The sequence below is a fragment of the Thiomonas islandica genome, assembly GCF_055383445.1.
In genome coordinates this window covers 135,236-149,788 of sequence record NZ_AP042391.1, presented here as the reverse complement: position 1 = coordinate 149,788, position 14,553 = coordinate 135,236, and the positions used below count along the sequence as shown (strand labels likewise).

Genomic DNA, 14,553 nt, shown 5'->3' with positions numbered 1-14,553 from the left:
TTAGTTGAAGCGGGTTTCGAGAAAGCCGCGGCGCTTGACCGCAGCATCGATGTCTTTGAGGCTTTCGAGCAGCGCGCGCATGTGGTGCAACGGCACCGCGTTGGGGCCGTCACTCAGCGCGTTGGCCGGGTCGGGGTGGGTTTCCATGAACACCCCCGACACGCCAGCCGCCACCGCGGCGCGGGCAAGCACGGGAACGAACTCGCGCTGTCCGCCAGAATGCGTGCCCTGTCCCCCTGGCAGCTGCACCGAGTGGGTGGCGTCGAACACCACCGGACTTTGCGTCTCGCGCAGGATGGCCAGCGCGCGCATGTCCGACACCAGATTGTTGTAGCCAAAGGTCACACCGCGTTCGCAGGCCAGAAAAAGCGTGTCCGGGTGCCCGGCCTGCTGTGCGGCTGCGCGTGCCTTGGCGATGACGTTTTTCATGTCGCCGGGGGCGAGAAACTGGCCCTTTTTGATGTTGACCGGCTTGCCCAGGCTGCTGACCGCGTGGATGAAGTCGGTCTGGCGGCACAGGAAAGCTGGGGTCTGCAGCACATCCACCACCTCGGACACGCGGGGCGCTTCTTCGGCGGTGTGCACATCGGTAAGTACGGGCACGCCCAGTTCGCGGCGCACCTTGGCGAGAATCTCCAGCCCACGCTCCATGCCGGGGCCGCGAAACGCGCTGCCGCTGGAGCGGTTAGCCTTGTCGTAGCTCGACTTGAAAATGAACGGGATGTCGAGCGAGCGGCAGATGTCGCGCAACTGTCCGGCCACGTCCATCTGCAACTGTTCGGACTCGACCACACAGGGGCCGCTGATGAGAAAGAACGGCTGGTCGAGGCCGACCGGAAAGCCGCAGAGCGTCTGGGGTGTGGGCATGGTGTCGTGCGGCGCTCAGGCGCGGTGTTCATGCCGCTGCAGCGCGGCCTGGATGAAGGCGGTGAACAGCGGATGACCGCCCCAGGGCGTGGACTTGAACTCGGGGTGAAACTGTACCCCGATGAACCAGGGATGGACCGATTGCGGCAGCTCGATGATTTCGGTCAGATGCTCGCGCTGGGTGATGGCCGAGATCACCAGCCCGGCCTTTTGCAGGGTGGCGAGGTAATGCTCGTTGGCCTCGTAGCGATGGCGGTGACGCTCGGTGACCACATTGCCGTAGATGCTGTGCGCCAGGGTGCCGGGTTTGACGTCGGCACTTTGCGCGCCCAGGCGCATGGTGCCGCCTAGGTCGGAGCCGGCATGGCGCCTCTGGATGGTGCCGTCGCGGTCCTGCCACTCGTCGATCAGCGCGATGACCGGGTGCGGGGTATCGGGGTCGAACTCGGTGCTGTTGGCCTGCGGTAGACCGGCTACATGGCGGGCGAATTCGATGGTCGCCACCTGCATACCCAGGCAGATGCCCAGGTAGGGGATGCGATGCTCGCGCGCGTACTGCGCCGCCAGAATCTTGCCCTCGATGCCGCGCTTACCAAAGCCGCCGGGCACGAGCACGGCATCAAATGCGTCGAGCTGGGCAATGTTGCTCGGGTCGAGGGTTTCCGAGTCGAGAGGGCCGATCTCCACGCGCGAGCCGGTCTTGATGCCGGCATGGCGCAGTGCCTCGATGAGCGATTTGTAGGAGTCGGACAGATCGAGATACTTGCCGACCATCGCGATGCGCACGGTGTGCTGCGGATGCTCGAGCGCCTGGACCAGATCGTCCCAGACCTTCAGGTTGGCCGGCGGGGCGCTGATGCCCAGTTTGTCGCAAATGATGTCGTCCAGGTGCTGCTGATGCAGCATCTGAGGGATTTTGTAGATGGTGTCCACGTCCCATACCGAGATCACAGCGTCCTCGTGCACGTTGGAGAACAGCGAGATCTTGGCGCGCTCGTCGTCTGGAATCGGCCGGTCGGCTCGGCACAGCAGCGCGTCGGGCGAGATGCCGATCTCGCGCAGCTTTTGCACACTGTGCTGTGTGGGCTTGGTCTTGAGCTCGCCCGCAGCTGGAATGTAAGGCACCAGGGTGAGGTGGACGAAAGCGCAATCGCCTCGCTTCATGCGCAGGCTCATCTGCCGCGCGGCTTCGAGAAACGGCAGCGATTCGATGTCGCCCACGGTGCCGCCGATCTCGACAATGGCTACATCTACCGCCTCGGCCGTGCCGTCGCCTGCGCCGCGGCGGATGAAGTCCTGGATTTCGTTGGTGATGTGCGGAATCACCTGCACCGTCTTGCCAAGGTATTCTCCGCGTCGCTCCTTGCGCAACACGCTGTCGTAAATCTGGCCGGTGGTGAAGTTGTTCACCCGCCGCATGCGGGTGGTGATAAAACGCTCGTAGTGCCCCAGATCCAGATCGGTCTCGGCACCGTCTTCGGTGACGAAGACTTCGCCGTGCTGAAACGGGCTCATCGTTCCCGGATCGACATTGATGTAGGGATCGAGCTTGATGAGGGTGACTTTGAGGCCGCGCGATTCGAGAATCGCGGCGAGAGATGCGGACGAGATGCCCTTGCCAAGGCTGGACACCACTCCGCCGGTGACGAACACATATTTGGTCATGGCCGCGACGAGTGCCGGTAAAAGGGCATTATAGGGAGCCAGTTTGGTGTTCCCGATGACACATACCCTCGGCCTCGGCGAAAACCTGTTCGATCAAGCGCGCGGTCTGCTGTGGTGCCTCGAATGGAAACAGGTGCGAACCGTCGAGCCAATGCAGCCGCCCCTGCGCCAGGCGCTGCGTGGCCTGCAGACCCGCCATGCGAATTTCGCGCGACGATCTGCCGCCGATGAAACTCACCGGAACGGGGAAGGGCTTGCGCGAAAGCTTGCCGAGCTGGTGCGGCAGGGTTTTATAGATACGGTATTCAATCTCCCGCTCGAACGCCAGCGTGCGGCCCCGGGGGCTTTCGGCCGTGCCGAACCGGGCGTAGTCCTCCAGCATCTCTGGATCCCACTGCCGGAACGCAGCCTTGGATGCGAAGTGGCTGTGCACCGCGGCGAGATCCGGCCATTCGGTTCGCCGCCGCCTGGCTACAGCGGCAGGCGAAAACCGCTCGCCCAGCCCGGTGCGCTTGGACAGCCATAGCAGCCGTGCACGCCAGCCAGCGACCACCGGCGAATCGAGCAGGATGACCTGCCGCGCCAACTCGGGGTGGGCTTGCGCGGCCATCAGGCTGAGGTAGCCGCCCAGCGAATGTCCGACCAGCACGGCCGGCTCGCACTGGCACTCGCCGCGCAGAAAGTCGATCAACTGCTGCGCCAGCGGTCGCCAGCCATCACGCACGGGATAGCGCGCATCATGGCCGAAGCGGTGCACGGCGCGCACCCGGAACGCCGGCTCTAGCACATTGAACAGCTTGCGATAGACCGGCGCAGGAAAGCCGTTGGCGTGCGAAAACACCAGCAGCGGTCGCTGTCCAGTATGAGCGGACACGCTCACACCGGGTCAGGCGCCGGCCAGAAGGGCCTTGGCGCGCGCCGCGGCCAGACTCATGTCGGCACGGCCGGCCAGCCGGGCCTTGAGCGGCCCCATGAGTTTGCCCAGATCCTGCGGGCTACTGGCGCCGGTCTGCGCCATCAGTGCGCGGATTTCGACGTCGATCGCCTCGGCATCCAGACGCTCTGGCAGGTAGCGTTCGAGCACGGCGATTTCGGCCGTCTCCTTGTCCACCAGATCCTGCCGCCCGGCAGGCGCGAACTGGGCAATGGCATCGCGGCGCTGCTTGATCATCTTGTCGATGATGGCGATCACTGCGGCATCGTCCAGCGTGATGCGCTCGTCCACTTCCTTTTGCTTCATCGCTGCCATCAGCAGCCGGATGGCGCCCAGCAGCGCAGCGTCCTTGGCGCGCATGGCAGCCTTCATGTCGTCCTGAATGCGGTCTTTGAGAGTCATGGCAACAATGCAAAAAAGCCCGCGTCGAGGGCGGGCTGGCTTCGGCGGGTTGCGCTGCAGGCGCTGGGTCGACCGCCCGCCGCGGAACGCAAACGTCGGGTTTCAGTACTTGCGCTCGGGCAGCATTTGGCTGCGGATGCGCTTGTAGTGGCGCTTGACCGCCGCGGCCTTTTTGCGCTTGCGTTCGGCAGTGGGCTTCTCATAAAACTCGCGGGCGCGCAGTTCAGTCAGCAGCCCAAGCTTTTCGATGGTGCGCTTGAAGCGCCGCAGGGCAACGTCGAAAGGTTCGTTTTCTTTGATACGGACGGTGGTCATTGATGAGCTTGAATCGAAGAAAGACAGGTTTGGGCGGCGTCTGGGCAGATAAAGCCCTCGGCTTTGCCCGGGCCTGTGCTATGGTTCCTGCGGTGGCATCTGGCTCCGGTGCCGCCGCGCCGGTGTAAACCTTGCAATTATACGCACACGGCGTGCTGACGACAAACGCTTCTTCCATCAAAGCGCCCGCGCGCAGGCGGCGGCCGAACTCCAGGCCCACTGGAAGTTGTAGCCGCCCAACCAGCCAGTGACGTCGACCACCTCGCCGATGAAATACAGCCCCGGAACCTTTCGCGCCATCATGGTCGTGGATGACAACGCCGCTGTGTCTACGCCGCCTGCGGTCACCTCGGCCTTGCGCCAGCCCAGCGTGCCGCTGGGGCGCGTCTGCCAGTCGTGCCATTGCTGCCAGAGCGCGCGCAGCGTACTGTCGCTGAAGTCGGCCATGCGGCAGTGGGCCCGCGCTGTCTGTGCGGCGAGCACCTGCGCCAGACGCTGCGGCATGTGCAGGGCAAGCTCGCCGGCGAGGGTGCGACGATTGCCGCGCTTGGCCTGAAGCCAAGCGGACTGCTCCAACTGGTGCAGCAAGTCGATGTGGAGCGCCTGTCCTGGCTGCCAGTAGCTGGAAGCCTGCAGAATGGCTGGGCCGCTCAGACCGCGATGGGTGAACAGCAGGTCTTCGCGAAAACGCGCGCCGTTCACCCGGATGTCGACCTCGATCGAGACGCCGCTGAGCTCGGCAAATGGCGCCCATTGTGCCGGATCGAACGCCAGCGGCACGAGCGCTGGCCGGGGTGGCACGACCGCCAGCCCGAACTGCTCGGCAATCCGGTAACCTAGGGGCGTGGCGCCGATCTGCGGGATCGACAGCCCGCCGGTGGCGACCACCAGCGCATCAGCGATGACCCAGCCCCTGCTCGTGCGCAGCCGAAACCCTGGCGAGGCGGCCTCGACCGTCTCCACGGGACAGGGCTGCCAGTGCGTCACTGCGCCGACGGCACACTCGTTGAGCAGCGCGGCGATGAGCCGTTCGGCGGAGTCGTTGCAAAACAGCTGGCCTTTGTGCTTTTCGTGAAAGCCGATGCGATGTTTTTTCAGCAAATCGATGATGTCCTGCGGACCGTAGCGCGACAGCGCCGATTTGCAGAAGTGCGGGTTGTCGGACAGAAAATTCTCAGGCCGGGTATGCAGATTGGTGAAATTGCACCGGCCTCCGCCTGAAATGCGAATTTTTTCCGCAATCTTCGGCCAGTGATCGAGCAGCAGCACGCGCCGTCCGCGCTGGCCGGCCATCGAGGCGCACAGCAGGCCGGCTGCGCCGGCGCCCAGCACGATGACGTCGAAGCGTTGCGGTTCTGTACGCGGGGCTAGACTGCTGGACATGCTGGTTCTTGGAATCGAAACGTCGTGCGATGAAACCGCCGCCGCACTGTACGACACCGAAGCGGGTCTGCTTGGCCATGCGCTGCATTCGCAGGTGGATATGCACCAGGCTTATGGGGGTGTCGTACCCGAGCTGGCCTCGCGCGACCATATTCGCCGCCTGCTGCCGCTGACCGATTTGGTGCTGCGGCAAGCGCAAGTGCGCCTGCGCGATCTCGATGCGATCGCCTACACCCGCGGCCCTGGGCTTGCCGGGGCGCTGCTCGTCGGCGCCGGGATGGCCTCGGCGCTGGGTCTGGCGCTGGGCAAGCCGCTGATCGGCGTGCATCATCTGGAAGGGCATTTGCTGTCGCCGCTGCTATCCAATCAGCCGCCGTCCTTTCCCTTTCTGGCGCTGCTGGTGTCTGGCGGTCATACCATGCTGCTCGACGTGCAGGCCTTTGGCCACTACACCCTGCTGGGCGAAACGGTGGATGATGCTGCCGGGGAGGCTTTTGACAAATCCGCCAAGCTACTCGGGCTGGGCTACCCCGGTGGGCCGGAGCTCGCACGTCTGGCGGCATTCGGCAATCCCCAGGCATTTGACTTGCCGCGCCCCAAGATGCACAGCCCGGACCTGGATTTTTCTTTCTCCGGGCTGAAAACCGCGGTGTTGACCAAGGTGCGCGCGCTTGGTGCCCATGTCTGCGAACAAAGTCGCGCCGATTTGGCGGCGGCGGCTCAAGACGCGATCACCGACGTGCTGGCCCACAAGACCTTGCGCGCGCAGCAGCTTACGCGGCGCGAGCGCGTGGTCATCGCAGGGGGCGTGGGTGCGAACCGCCAACTGCGGGAAAAGCTCGCGGCGCAATTGTCCGGGCGGGGCGTGCAACTGTTCTTTCCGGAACTGCAATGGTGCACCGACAACGGCGCGATGATCGCTCTGGCTGGCGCACTGCGCCTGCAGGCCCGCCCAGAGGCGGCGCACGCTGCCGGGCCATTCGACGTGCTGCCGCGCTGGGACCTGACTCAGATCGGTGCGATCTAAATTTCCCAGACCCCTTGCGGCTGGAAATCGCTGTCCTCGCCTTTGCTCGCCAGGCCGCGGGCGTTGCACACTACCCTTGCCGAGCCGACGCGGTAGTCGTGCCGGCAATGCAGGTGGCCGTGCAGCCACAGTGAGGCGTGTTCGATCAGGTCGTCGTAGGCATTGCAGAAGCTCGCGGTGGAGGCGTTGAGCGGGTAGCGCGGGTCGTTGCTGCGCAGACTGGGCGCGAAATGGGTGATGACCAGCGTGGCATCATGCTGCGGCGCGCGATGCGCCGGGTTGGTGAGTTGGTCGCGCAGCCACTCCCGGCAACGCAGACCTTCCTCCCGCAGTTCAGCCACGCCCATGGGCTTGCCGTGCCGCGTGGCACGTTGTACCTGCTCGGCAAAGTAGCGCGCTGCGCGCATGCAGCGATCGACCCCCTCGGCTCCGAACAACTCGAAGTCGTTCCACAGCGTGGTGCCCAACACGCGGATGGTGCGACCTGCATGCGTGATGCGCGTTTGCTCGCAGTCGAGCATGGTGAAACCCAGCCGCTCGCAGCGTTCGCGCAGCGCGTCGCGCGCTTGGTCGAAATCTCTGTGGTCGTGCTCATGGTTGCCCGGCACGTAGATCACCGGCACGGGCCAGTCGCGAAACAGGTCGAGTCGGGTGTGGTGGGCATCGATATCGCCGGCCAGGACGAGCAGGTCGGCGTTAGGTGCCGCCTCAGGCTGGAAGGTCTCGGTTTCGAGGTGCAAGTCGGACAGAAGCTGGATGCGCATGGCGCGGTCGTGGAGCGGTTCGAGTGGTACCGGGACACTGTAAACCGCTTCGACCGCGCTGTTGCAGCGCAGATGCACGGACTCGGCGCGAGTGTGAATTAATTCGCACGCGCAGCCCGCACGTGCGCCAACCGGCGCGGCCGCACAGCGCCGCGCCGAGGGCGATCACTCGACCGTGATCTGCTGCGCAGTGGCCTGCGCTTTGCGTGGCAGGGTCAGTGTCAGCACACCGTTTTCGAGCTTGGCCTGCGCTGCAGCCGGGTCAAGTTCGGCCGGCAGCTCAAACGAGCGGTAGAACTGGCTGGCGCTGCGTTCGCGGTAGATCACCTTGCCACCTTCAGTCTTCTCGTCCTCTTTCTTGGTTTCGGCCGAAATGGTCACGCGGGCGCCGTCGATTTGGATCTTCACCGCCGATTTGTCGACGCCGGGCAGATCGGCATGCACCACATAGCCGTTGTCGGTTTCCGACACGTCCATGGCGAGTTTTTTCAGCGACTGCTCATTGCCGTCGGCAACGGCGAAGAAGTCGCGGAACGCTTGGTCGAACAGCCGACCGAACAGAGGCTCCAGCCCGCTGCTGTAGAGAGAAACGCGGTTGGAAGGGGTTGTGATCGAATAAGCCATGATGATCCTCCTGTGTGAATAGGGGGCGATGCCCCGATACCATCGATATGCCGCCAATCGTCCGGTTTTCAAGATGGCGATGGGGCGCGCATCGATTCGGTCGCGCTGTGGCTACAATGTAGTGTTTTGACCCTTCACGGCGCGGAACGGTTTCTTCTGCGTTCGCGAGTTTTTCATAGGAAACTGACCATGTCTGTCACGGATATCAACAAGGCGCAAATCGTCGCTGCGCACGCCCGCAGCACCCGGGATACCGGTTCGACCGAGGTTCAGGTGGCGCTGCTGACGGCGCGCATCAACGAACTCACCGACCACTTCAAAATCCATGCCAAGGACCATCATGGTCGCCGTGGTCTGCTCAAGATGGTGAGCCGTCGTCGCAAACTGCTCGACTACCTGAAGAACAAGGACGTGGATCGCTACCGCGACCTGATCAACAAGCTCAACCTGCGCAAGTAAGCAGCTGTGTGGGAACGACGCCTGTGATGGTTTTTCGGCACAGGCGTTTTTTGTGTTTCTCTACAGTGTTTTCAGTGGGCGGTGTGACCCGTGTCATTCCACCGGCGCCTCGGCCGTTCCGAGTGTCGCTGGAATGGCATCACTCCGCCGGATTTTTCAACGGATACGCCCGCGCTGCGCGCTGTGCCGAAAACCCGGCCCAGCGGCGCAGTGCGACCGGCGCGTCCTGACAAGGAGTCTGTCATGTTCAACAAAGTCGTCAAGAGCTTCCAGTGGGGGCGCCATCAAGTCACGATGGAAACCGGCGAGATCGCGCGCCAGGCCAGCGGCGCGGTGCTGCTCAATATGGATGACACCGTGGTGCTCGCCACCGTGGTGGGCGCGCGCAGCGCCAAGCCCGGGCAGGACTTTTTTCCGCTCACGGTCGACTATATCGAGAAGACCTACGCCGCCGGCCGCATTCCCGGTGGCTTTTTCAGGCGTGAAGGCCGCCCGAGCGAAAACGAGACGCTGATTTCCCGCCTGATCGACCGCCCGATCCGCCCGCTGTTTCCCGAAGGGTTTTTCAACGAAGTGCAGGTGGTGGTGCATGTGCTGTCGGTCAACCCGGATGTGGATGCCGATATTCCGGCGCTGCTTGCCTCGAGCGCTGCGCTGGCCGTCTCCGGCCTGCCGTTCAACGGCCCGGTGGGCGCGGCCCGCGTGGGACATATCAACGGCGAGTTCGTGCTCAACCCCAGCCGCAGCGAACTGGCCAACAGCCGGCTCGATCTGGTGGTTGCCGGCACTGAGGCCGCTGTGCTGATGGTCGAGAGCGAGGCCGATCAACTGCCCGAGGATGTGATGCTCGAGGCGGTCATGTTCGGACATGCGCAGTTCCAGACGGCGATCGATGCGATTCACGAGCTGGTGCGCGACGGTGGCAAGCCCGCATGGGACTGGACGCCGCCGGAAAAGGATCAGGCATTGATCGACCGCCTGCAGGCGCTGGTCGGTGATGATCTGCGTGCGGCATACAAGATCACGCAAAAGCAGGCACGCACCCAGGCGCTGCGAGAGGTCTCGGCCAAGGCACACGCCGGCCTTGCCGAAGCAGGTATCGAGGTTGATGCCGCCAAGGTGGACGGCATTCTGTTCGACATGGAAGCGCGCATCGTGCGCGACCAGATTCTTGCCGGCGAGCCACGCATCGATGGGCGCGACACCCGCACGGTGCGGCCGATCAGCATCCGGCCCTCGGTGCTGCCGCGCACCCACGGCAGCGCGCTGTTCACCCGTGGTGAGACGCAGGTGCTGGCGGTGGCCACACTGGGCACCGACCAGGACGCGCAGATCATCGACGCGCTGGGCGGCGAGTATCGCGACCGTTTCCTGCTGCACTACAACATGCCCCCGTTCGCCACCGGGGAGACCGGGCGCGTGGGCAGCCCCAAGCGGCGCGAAATCGGCCACGGGCGCCTGGCCAAGCGTGCGCTGCTGGCGGTGTTGCCGAGCAAGGAAGATTTCGCCTATACCATGCGCGTGGTTTCCGAGGTCACCGAGTCCAACGGCTCGTCGTCGATGGCCTCGGTGTGCGGTGGCTGTCTGGCGCTGCTCGACGCGGGCGTGCCGCTCAAGGCGCATGTGGCGGGCATTGCGATGGGGCTGATCAAGGAAGGCAACCGCTTTGCGGTGCTCACCGATATTCTCGGAGACGAGGATCATCTCGGCGACATGGACTTCAAGGTCGCCGGGACCGCCACCGGCGTGACCGCGCTGCAGATGGACATCAAAATCCAGGGCATCACCCGCGAAATCATGCAGGTGGCGCTGGCGCAGGCGCGTGAGGCGCGGCTGCACATCCTGGGCATCATGCAGCAGGCAGTGGGCGGAGCCCGTGAGGAGGTGTCGCTGTTCGCGCCGCGTCTATACACCCTCAAGATCAATCCCGAGCGTATCCGCGACGTGATCGGCAAGGGGGGCGCGACCATCCGCGCGCTCACCGAGGAAACCGGCACGCAGATCGACATCGCAGAGGATGGCACCATCACCATTGCCTCGACCGACGCAGCCAAGGCGGAAATCGCCCGCCAGCGCATTCTGGACATCACGGCCGAGGTCGAGGTCGGGCAGGTATACGACGGCACGGTGGTGAAAATTCTCGATTTCGGCGCACTGGTCAATGTGCTGCCCGGCAAGGACGGTCTGCTGCACATCTCGCAGATCGCCAACGAACGCATCAACAAGGTGAGCGATTACCTGCAAGAGGGCCAGAAGGTACGGGTCAAGGTGATCGAAACCGACGACAAGGGGCGCTTCCGTCTGTCGATCAAGGCGCTGCTGTCAGATGCGGGCGATGCAGTCCAGCCCGCGACCGCGCAAGCCGACCCCGAGCCCGGGGCCTGAGGCAAAGCACGCCTGTCGTCCGATGCGCGCCATCGAAATCTCCCAGCCCGGCGGCCCCGAGGTGCTGTGCCTGTGCACGCGGCCGATGCCGCAGCCCGGTGCGGGTGAGGTGCTGCTGCGGGTACGGGCGTTCGGTGTCAACCGTCCCGACCTGCTGCAACGTCGCGGCCTGTATCCGCCGCCGCCGGGCGCGTCCGACATCCCGGGGTTGGAGGTGTGCGGCGAGATCGTCTCTGGCGATCTGAGCGGCACCGATTTTCAGCCGGGGCAAATGGTCTGCGCGCTGCTGGCCGGCGGTGGCTATGCTGAGTATTGCGTAGCGCCCACCGGGCAGTGCCTGCCCTTGCCGGCCGGCCTGACCGTGGAAGAGGGCGCCGCCTTGCCCGAGACTCTGTTCACCGTCTGGCACAACGTGTTCGAGCGTGGTCAGTTGCAGGCCGGTCAAACCCTGTTGGTGCAGGGGGGCAGTAGCGGCATCGGTACCACGGCCATCCAGTTGGCCATTGCCGCCGGCGCGCGGGTCATCGCTACCGCGGGTTCGGCTGAAAAATGCGCGGCCTGCCTGCGTCTCGGCGTGGAATTGGTGATCAACTACCGCGAGCAAGACTTTGTCGAGGCGGTGTTGCAGCACACGTCGCGGGGCGTCGACGTGGTGCTCGACATGGTGGCCGGCGGCTACATCGCCCGCGAACAGCGTTGCCTGGCCGAGGACGGGCGCTTGGTGGTCATTGCGGCGCAGGGTGGGGTGCACGCCGAAATCGACGCCGCACTGCTGATGCGCAAGCGGCAGACGCTGTCTGGATCGACCTTGCGCAACCGCAGCGTGGCATTCAAGTCCGCCGTGGCGCGCGCCCTGCGCGAGATGGTCTGGCCGTGGATCGAACAGGGCCGTGTGCGACCCGTCATCGACACCGTTTTCGCCGCGGAGCAGATCGTGCAGGCGCATCAGCGCATGGAGCAGGGCCGGCACATCGGTAAGCTGGTGTTGCGCTGGGATTGATTCTCGAGACCAGATCAAACGACATGACAGGGGAGAAATGACAATGCGTCAGCAGTTCGTAGCCGGTAACTGGAAAATGCACGGCAGCCTGGCTGGAAATGCCGCGTTGCTGGGGGATGTCCTCGCCGGGGTTGCCGCCGCGCGCTGCGAGGTAGCGGTCTGCGTGCCCTATCCCTATCTGTTTCAGGTGCAGCAATTGCTGCAGTCCAGTCCGGTTGCGCTCGGTGCGCAGGATTGCTCGATGCATCTCAGCGGTGCGCATACCGGCGAAGTCGCGGTCGGCATGCTGCAGGAATTCGGTTGCCGGTATGTCATCGTCGGTCACTCCGAGCGCCGTGCCGATCACCATGAATCCGATGTGCAGGTCGCGGCCAAGGCCGAGCGCGTGCTCGAAGCGGGCATGACACCGATCGTCTGCGTCGGGGAGACCCTGGAGCAGCGGGAGGCCGGCGAGACTTCCACCGTGGTGCTGCGCCAGCTGCAGGCCGTGACCCACCTGCTGGGCGATCAGACCCGGCGCATCGTCGTTGCATACGAGCCGGTCTGGGCGATCGGCACCGGTCGCACTGCAACGCCGGAGCAGGCGCAGGAGGTGCACGCAGTGTTGCGCGCGCATTTGCGCAGTGTCCACCCTGCGGCCGACGACGTGCGCATTCTGTACGGCGGCAGCGTCAAACCCGACAATGCCGCGGTGCTGTTTGCCCAGCCGGACATTGATGGCGGCCTCATCGGCGGTGCATCGCTCAAGGCCGCCGACTTTCTTGCCATCATAGCCGCGGCACGCTGACATGCCGCGCGGCTGGCCCAGTTGTTTTGATGTTGTGACACGCGCCTGGCGGCGCGATCGAGTTTGACATGCAAATCCTGATGACCTTGACCCTGGTGGTGCAGATTCTGTCTGCACTCGTGATGATCGTTCTGGTGCTGATGCAGCATGGCAAGGGTGCCGATATGGGGGCGTCATTCGGCTCCGGTGCATCTGGCAGCCTGTTCGGCGCGACCGGATCGGCCAATTTCCTCAGCCGCAGCACCGCCGTGGCAGCCACGCTGTTCTTTGCCACCACGTTGATGATGGCCTACTTCGGTAACCGCGCCGGCTCGGGCGACGGTGGGCTGATGGAAAAGCTTGCCGCGCCAGCGCCGGCGGCGTCGGTGGCCGCGCCCGTCAAACCTAGTGGTCCGATCAGCCAGATTCCTACAGTTCCTGCTGCGCCCGTTGCGCCGCAGCCAGCCTCTGGCCCCAAGCCCAGCGTATCCAGTACAAAATGAATTTTGGTGTGATCTGCATCAAGCAATCCGTTGGATTGTGCGTTGCAGCAAACACAAGTTCTGCGACTTGTCAATCCTCAGTGAAATGGCGCCTTGAGGCGGCGCAATATCTCGGAAGGCTGTGTTGCTTCGGCGCATGGGAAGCGGGTAAGATTCTTCTGTTTTGAAAATCCAGTAACAGACTCGCACGGTGCGAGGCTTGCCAGGCCAATCCAGCAGGCTCCAAACCGTGTTGCGGCAAGATAGGTGGGCGGTCAAGTGCCATAGCAAGTGGCACTTGACCGCCTCGGTAGTCGCCTGGCGGCTCGACCAGCCTGTCCTGCGGCATGTTGCGCTGGGCTGTCTTCGCCGCACCCGAGTCCAGCGGCGGTGTTCTGGCAGCATCCGGTTTTGAGCCGACGTGGTGGAATTGGTAGACACGCTATCTTGAGGGGGTAGTGGCGAAAGCTGTGCGAGTTCGAGTCTCGCCGTCGGCACCAAAAGAGCAAAGGGCAGGGTCACCATCTGCCCGGATCACAATAGGAGATGGAGTGCGATGAACCTTGAGCAGTATCTGCCGGTGTTGTTGTTCATCCTGGTGGGCATCGGCGTCGGTGTCGTGCCGCAGTTGCTCGGTTATCTCATCGCCCCGCGTCGTCCTGACGCCGAGAAAAACTCCCCTTACGAGTGCGGCTTCGAAGCCTTCGAAGACGCCCGGATGAAGTTTGACGTACGGTACTACCTCGTCGCCATCCTGTTCATCCTGTTCGACCTCGAAATCGCATTCCTTTTCCCCTGGGCGGTTGCCCTGAAGGACATCGGCCTGATCGGCTTCTGGGCGATGATGATCTTCCTCGCCATCCTGACCATCGGCTTCATCTACGAGTGGAAAAAAGGGGCGCTCGATTGGGAGTGAACCCGGTGCGCCTGGCGGGGCTGAACCCTTGCGTGGCGGCGCCAGTCTGAATGGTTGATCAGGAGTGGATCATGAGCATTGAAGGCGTGATGCGCGAGGGCTTCATCACCACCTCGGCAGACAAGTTGATCAACTGGACGCGAACCGGGTCACTCTGGCCCATGACCTTCGGTCTGGCCTGTTGCGCGGTGGAGATGATGCATGCCGGAGCGGCACGTTACGACCTCGACCGCTTCGGCATCGTGTTCCGTCCGAGCCCGCGCCAATCCGATCTGATGATCGTCGCTGGCACCTTGTGCAACAAAATGGCGCCGGCCTTGCGTAAGGTTTACGACCAGATGGCCGAGCCGCGCTGGGTGGTGTCGATGGGCTCGTGCGCCAACGGCGGCGGCTACTACCACTACTCCTACTCTGTGGTGCGCGGCTGTGATCGCATCGTGCCGGTCGATGTCTATGTGCCGGGCTGTCCGCCGACCGCCGAGGCGCTGCTCTACGGCCTGATCCAGTTGCAAAACAAGATCCGGCGCACTGAAACCATTGCGCGCTGAGCCTCAGTGTTCGCAC

At 63.9% G+C, this 14,553-nt stretch carries 16 protein-coding genes and 1 tRNA gene; 9 read left to right on the top strand and 8 right to left on the bottom strand.

From position 1 onward, the window contains the following. The 6 genes from kdsA to ACZ47F_RS00695 form a co-directional block, all read right to left on the bottom strand. Complete coding sequence (kdsA, locus tag ACZ47F_RS00720) at positions 1 to 867, bottom strand: 3-deoxy-8-phosphooctulonate synthase (RefSeq protein ID WP_464925401.1); 867 nt, start codon at positions 865 to 867, stop codon at positions 1 to 3. Positions 868 to 882: 15 nt separating this feature from the next. Further along, positions 883 to 2,532, bottom strand: a complete 1,650-nt coding sequence (locus ACZ47F_RS00715; protein ID WP_464925400.1) for a CTP synthase — start codon at positions 2,530 to 2,532, stop codon at positions 883 to 885. A 28-nt stretch (positions 2,533 to 2,560) separates the two neighbouring features. Further along, positions 2,561 to 3,412 (bottom strand): alpha/beta fold hydrolase, encoded by an 852-nt coding sequence (locus ACZ47F_RS00710; protein WP_464925399.1) that lies wholly within the window; start codon positions 3,410 to 3,412, stop codon positions 2,561 to 2,563. A 6-nt stretch (positions 3,413 to 3,418) separates the two neighbouring features. Beyond that, positions 3,419 to 3,868 carry a GatB/YqeY domain-containing protein gene (locus ACZ47F_RS00705; protein WP_464925398.1) on the bottom strand — a complete coding sequence of 150 codons (450 nt, stop codon included), beginning with the start codon at positions 3,866 to 3,868 and terminating at the stop codon, positions 3,419 to 3,421. Positions 3,869 to 3,970: 102 nt separating this feature from the next. Further along, positions 3,971 to 4,183, bottom strand: a complete 213-nt coding sequence (gene rpsU, locus ACZ47F_RS00700; RefSeq protein ID WP_464925397.1) for a 30S ribosomal protein S21 — start codon at positions 4,181 to 4,183, stop codon at positions 3,971 to 3,973. A gap of 177 nt (positions 4,184 to 4,360) precedes the next feature. Then, the gene (locus ACZ47F_RS00695; RefSeq protein ID WP_464925396.1) at positions 4,361 to 5,566 is read right to left on the bottom strand and encodes a BaiN/RdsA family NAD(P)/FAD-dependent oxidoreductase; all 1,206 of its coding nucleotides are present in this window, start codon (positions 5,564 to 5,566) and stop codon (positions 4,361 to 4,363) included. Between ACZ47F_RS00695 and tsaD the strand changes: the two genes are divergently transcribed. Beyond that, a complete protein-coding gene (gene tsaD, locus ACZ47F_RS00690) occupies positions 5,565 to 6,593 on the top strand; it encodes a tRNA (adenosine(37)-N6)-threonylcarbamoyltransferase complex transferase subunit TsaD (RefSeq protein WP_464925395.1) in 1,029 nt (342 codons plus the stop codon). The genes ACZ47F_RS00695 and tsaD overlap by 2 nt on opposite strands. Here tsaD and ACZ47F_RS00685 read toward each other — a convergent pair. Both ACZ47F_RS00685 and ACZ47F_RS00680 read right to left on the bottom strand, forming a co-directional pair. After that, entirely contained in the window at positions 6,590 to 7,357 is a 768-nt protein-coding gene (locus tag ACZ47F_RS00685) for a metallophosphoesterase (RefSeq protein ID WP_464925394.1), read from the bottom strand. The two genes, tsaD and ACZ47F_RS00685, sit on opposite strands and share 4 nt — an antisense overlap. Positions 7,358 to 7,522: 165 nt before the next feature. Next, the gene (locus ACZ47F_RS00680; protein WP_464925393.1) at positions 7,523 to 7,981 is read right to left on the bottom strand and encodes an Hsp20/alpha crystallin family protein; all 459 of its coding nucleotides are present in this window, start codon (positions 7,979 to 7,981) and stop codon (positions 7,523 to 7,525) included. A gap of 189 nt (positions 7,982 to 8,170) precedes the next feature. Here ACZ47F_RS00680 and rpsO point away from each other — a divergent pair, with 189 nt between their 5' ends. The 8 genes from rpsO (at position 8,171) to ACZ47F_RS00640 (ending at position 14,537) form a co-directional block, all read left to right on the top strand. Continuing rightward, on the top strand, positions 8,171 to 8,440 hold the full coding sequence (gene rpsO / locus ACZ47F_RS00675) for a 30S ribosomal protein S15 (protein ID WP_464925392.1): 270 nt from the start codon (positions 8,171 to 8,173) through the stop codon (positions 8,438 to 8,440). A 243-nt stretch (positions 8,441 to 8,683) separates the two neighbouring features. Further along, positions 8,684 to 10,825 (top strand): polyribonucleotide nucleotidyltransferase, encoded by a 2,142-nt coding sequence (pnp, locus tag ACZ47F_RS00670; RefSeq protein WP_464925391.1) that lies wholly within the window; start codon positions 8,684 to 8,686, stop codon positions 10,823 to 10,825. A 22-nt stretch (positions 10,826 to 10,847) separates the two neighbouring features. Beyond that, the gene (locus ACZ47F_RS00665) at positions 10,848 to 11,825 is read left to right on the top strand and encodes an NAD(P)H-quinone oxidoreductase (RefSeq protein ID WP_464925390.1); all 978 of its coding nucleotides are present in this window, start codon (positions 10,848 to 10,850) and stop codon (positions 11,823 to 11,825) included. Positions 11,826 to 11,868: 43 nt separating this feature from the next. Then, positions 11,869 to 12,612, top strand: coding sequence for a triose-phosphate isomerase (gene tpiA, locus ACZ47F_RS00660; protein WP_464925389.1), 744 nt, complete (start codon positions 11,869 to 11,871; stop codon positions 12,610 to 12,612). Between the two features lie 68 nt (positions 12,613 to 12,680). Next, positions 12,681 to 13,094, top strand: a complete 414-nt coding sequence (secG, locus tag ACZ47F_RS00655) for a preprotein translocase subunit SecG (protein WP_464925388.1) — start codon at positions 12,681 to 12,683, stop codon at positions 13,092 to 13,094. A 394-nt stretch (positions 13,095 to 13,488) separates the two neighbouring features. After that, positions 13,489 to 13,573 (top strand) — tRNA-Leu (locus tag ACZ47F_RS00650). A 56-nt stretch (positions 13,574 to 13,629) separates the two neighbouring features. After that, entirely contained in the window at positions 13,630 to 13,989 is a 360-nt protein-coding gene (locus tag ACZ47F_RS00645) for an NADH-quinone oxidoreductase subunit A (protein ID WP_464925387.1), read from the top strand. Positions 13,990 to 14,060: 71 nt separating this feature from the next. Next, positions 14,061 to 14,537, top strand: a complete 477-nt coding sequence (locus tag ACZ47F_RS00640) for a NuoB/complex I 20 kDa subunit family protein (protein ID WP_464925386.1) — start codon at positions 14,061 to 14,063, stop codon at positions 14,535 to 14,537. Positions 14,538 to 14,553 lie beyond the last annotated feature (16 nt).

Bases quoted from the DNA above. Each gene is read 5' to 3' on its own strand.
- ACZ47F_RS00705 (WP_464925398.1), bottom strand. From the start codon at position 3,868: ATGACTCTCAAAGACCGCATTCAGGACGACATGAAGGCTGCCATGCGC.
- ACZ47F_RS00645 (WP_464925387.1), top strand. From the start codon at position 13,630: ATGAACCTTGAGCAGTATCTGCCGGTGTTGTTGTTCATCCTGGTGGGC.
- tsaD (WP_464925395.1), top strand. From the start codon at position 5,565: ATGCTGGTTCTTGGAATCGAAACGTCGTGCGATGAAACCGCCGCCGCA.
- secG (WP_464925388.1), top strand. From the start codon at position 12,681: ATGCAAATCCTGATGACCTTGACCCTGGTGGTGCAGATTCTGTCTGCA.
- ACZ47F_RS00640 (WP_464925386.1), top strand. From the start codon at position 14,061: ATGAGCATTGAAGGCGTGATGCGCGAGGGCTTCATCACCACCTCGGCA.
- ACZ47F_RS00685 (WP_464925394.1), bottom strand. From the start codon at position 7,357: ATGCGCATCCAGCTTCTGTCCGACTTGCACCTCGAAACCGAGACCTTC.
- ACZ47F_RS00680 (WP_464925393.1), bottom strand. From the start codon at position 7,981: ATGGCTTATTCGATCACAACCCCTTCCAACCGCGTTTCTCTCTACAGC.
- ACZ47F_RS00665 (WP_464925390.1), top strand. From the start codon at position 10,848: ATGCGCGCCATCGAAATCTCCCAGCCCGGCGGCCCCGAGGTGCTGTGC.
- rpsU (WP_464925397.1), bottom strand. From the start codon at position 4,183: ATGACCACCGTCCGTATCAAAGAAAACGAACCTTTCGACGTTGCCCTG.
- ACZ47F_RS00695 (WP_464925396.1), bottom strand. From the start codon at position 5,566: ATGTCCAGCAGTCTAGCCCCGCGTACAGAACCGCAACGCTTCGACGTC.
- rpsO (WP_464925392.1), top strand. From the start codon at position 8,171: ATGTCTGTCACGGATATCAACAAGGCGCAAATCGTCGCTGCGCACGCC.
- pnp (WP_464925391.1), top strand. From the start codon at position 8,684: ATGTTCAACAAAGTCGTCAAGAGCTTCCAGTGGGGGCGCCATCAAGTC.
- kdsA (WP_464925401.1), bottom strand. From the start codon at position 867: ATGCCCACACCCCAGACGCTCTGCGGCTTTCCGGTCGGCCTCGACCAG.
- tpiA (WP_464925389.1), top strand. From the start codon at position 11,869: ATGCGTCAGCAGTTCGTAGCCGGTAACTGGAAAATGCACGGCAGCCTG.
- ACZ47F_RS00715 (WP_464925400.1), bottom strand. From the start codon at position 2,532: ATGACCAAATATGTGTTCGTCACCGGCGGAGTGGTGTCCAGCCTTGGC.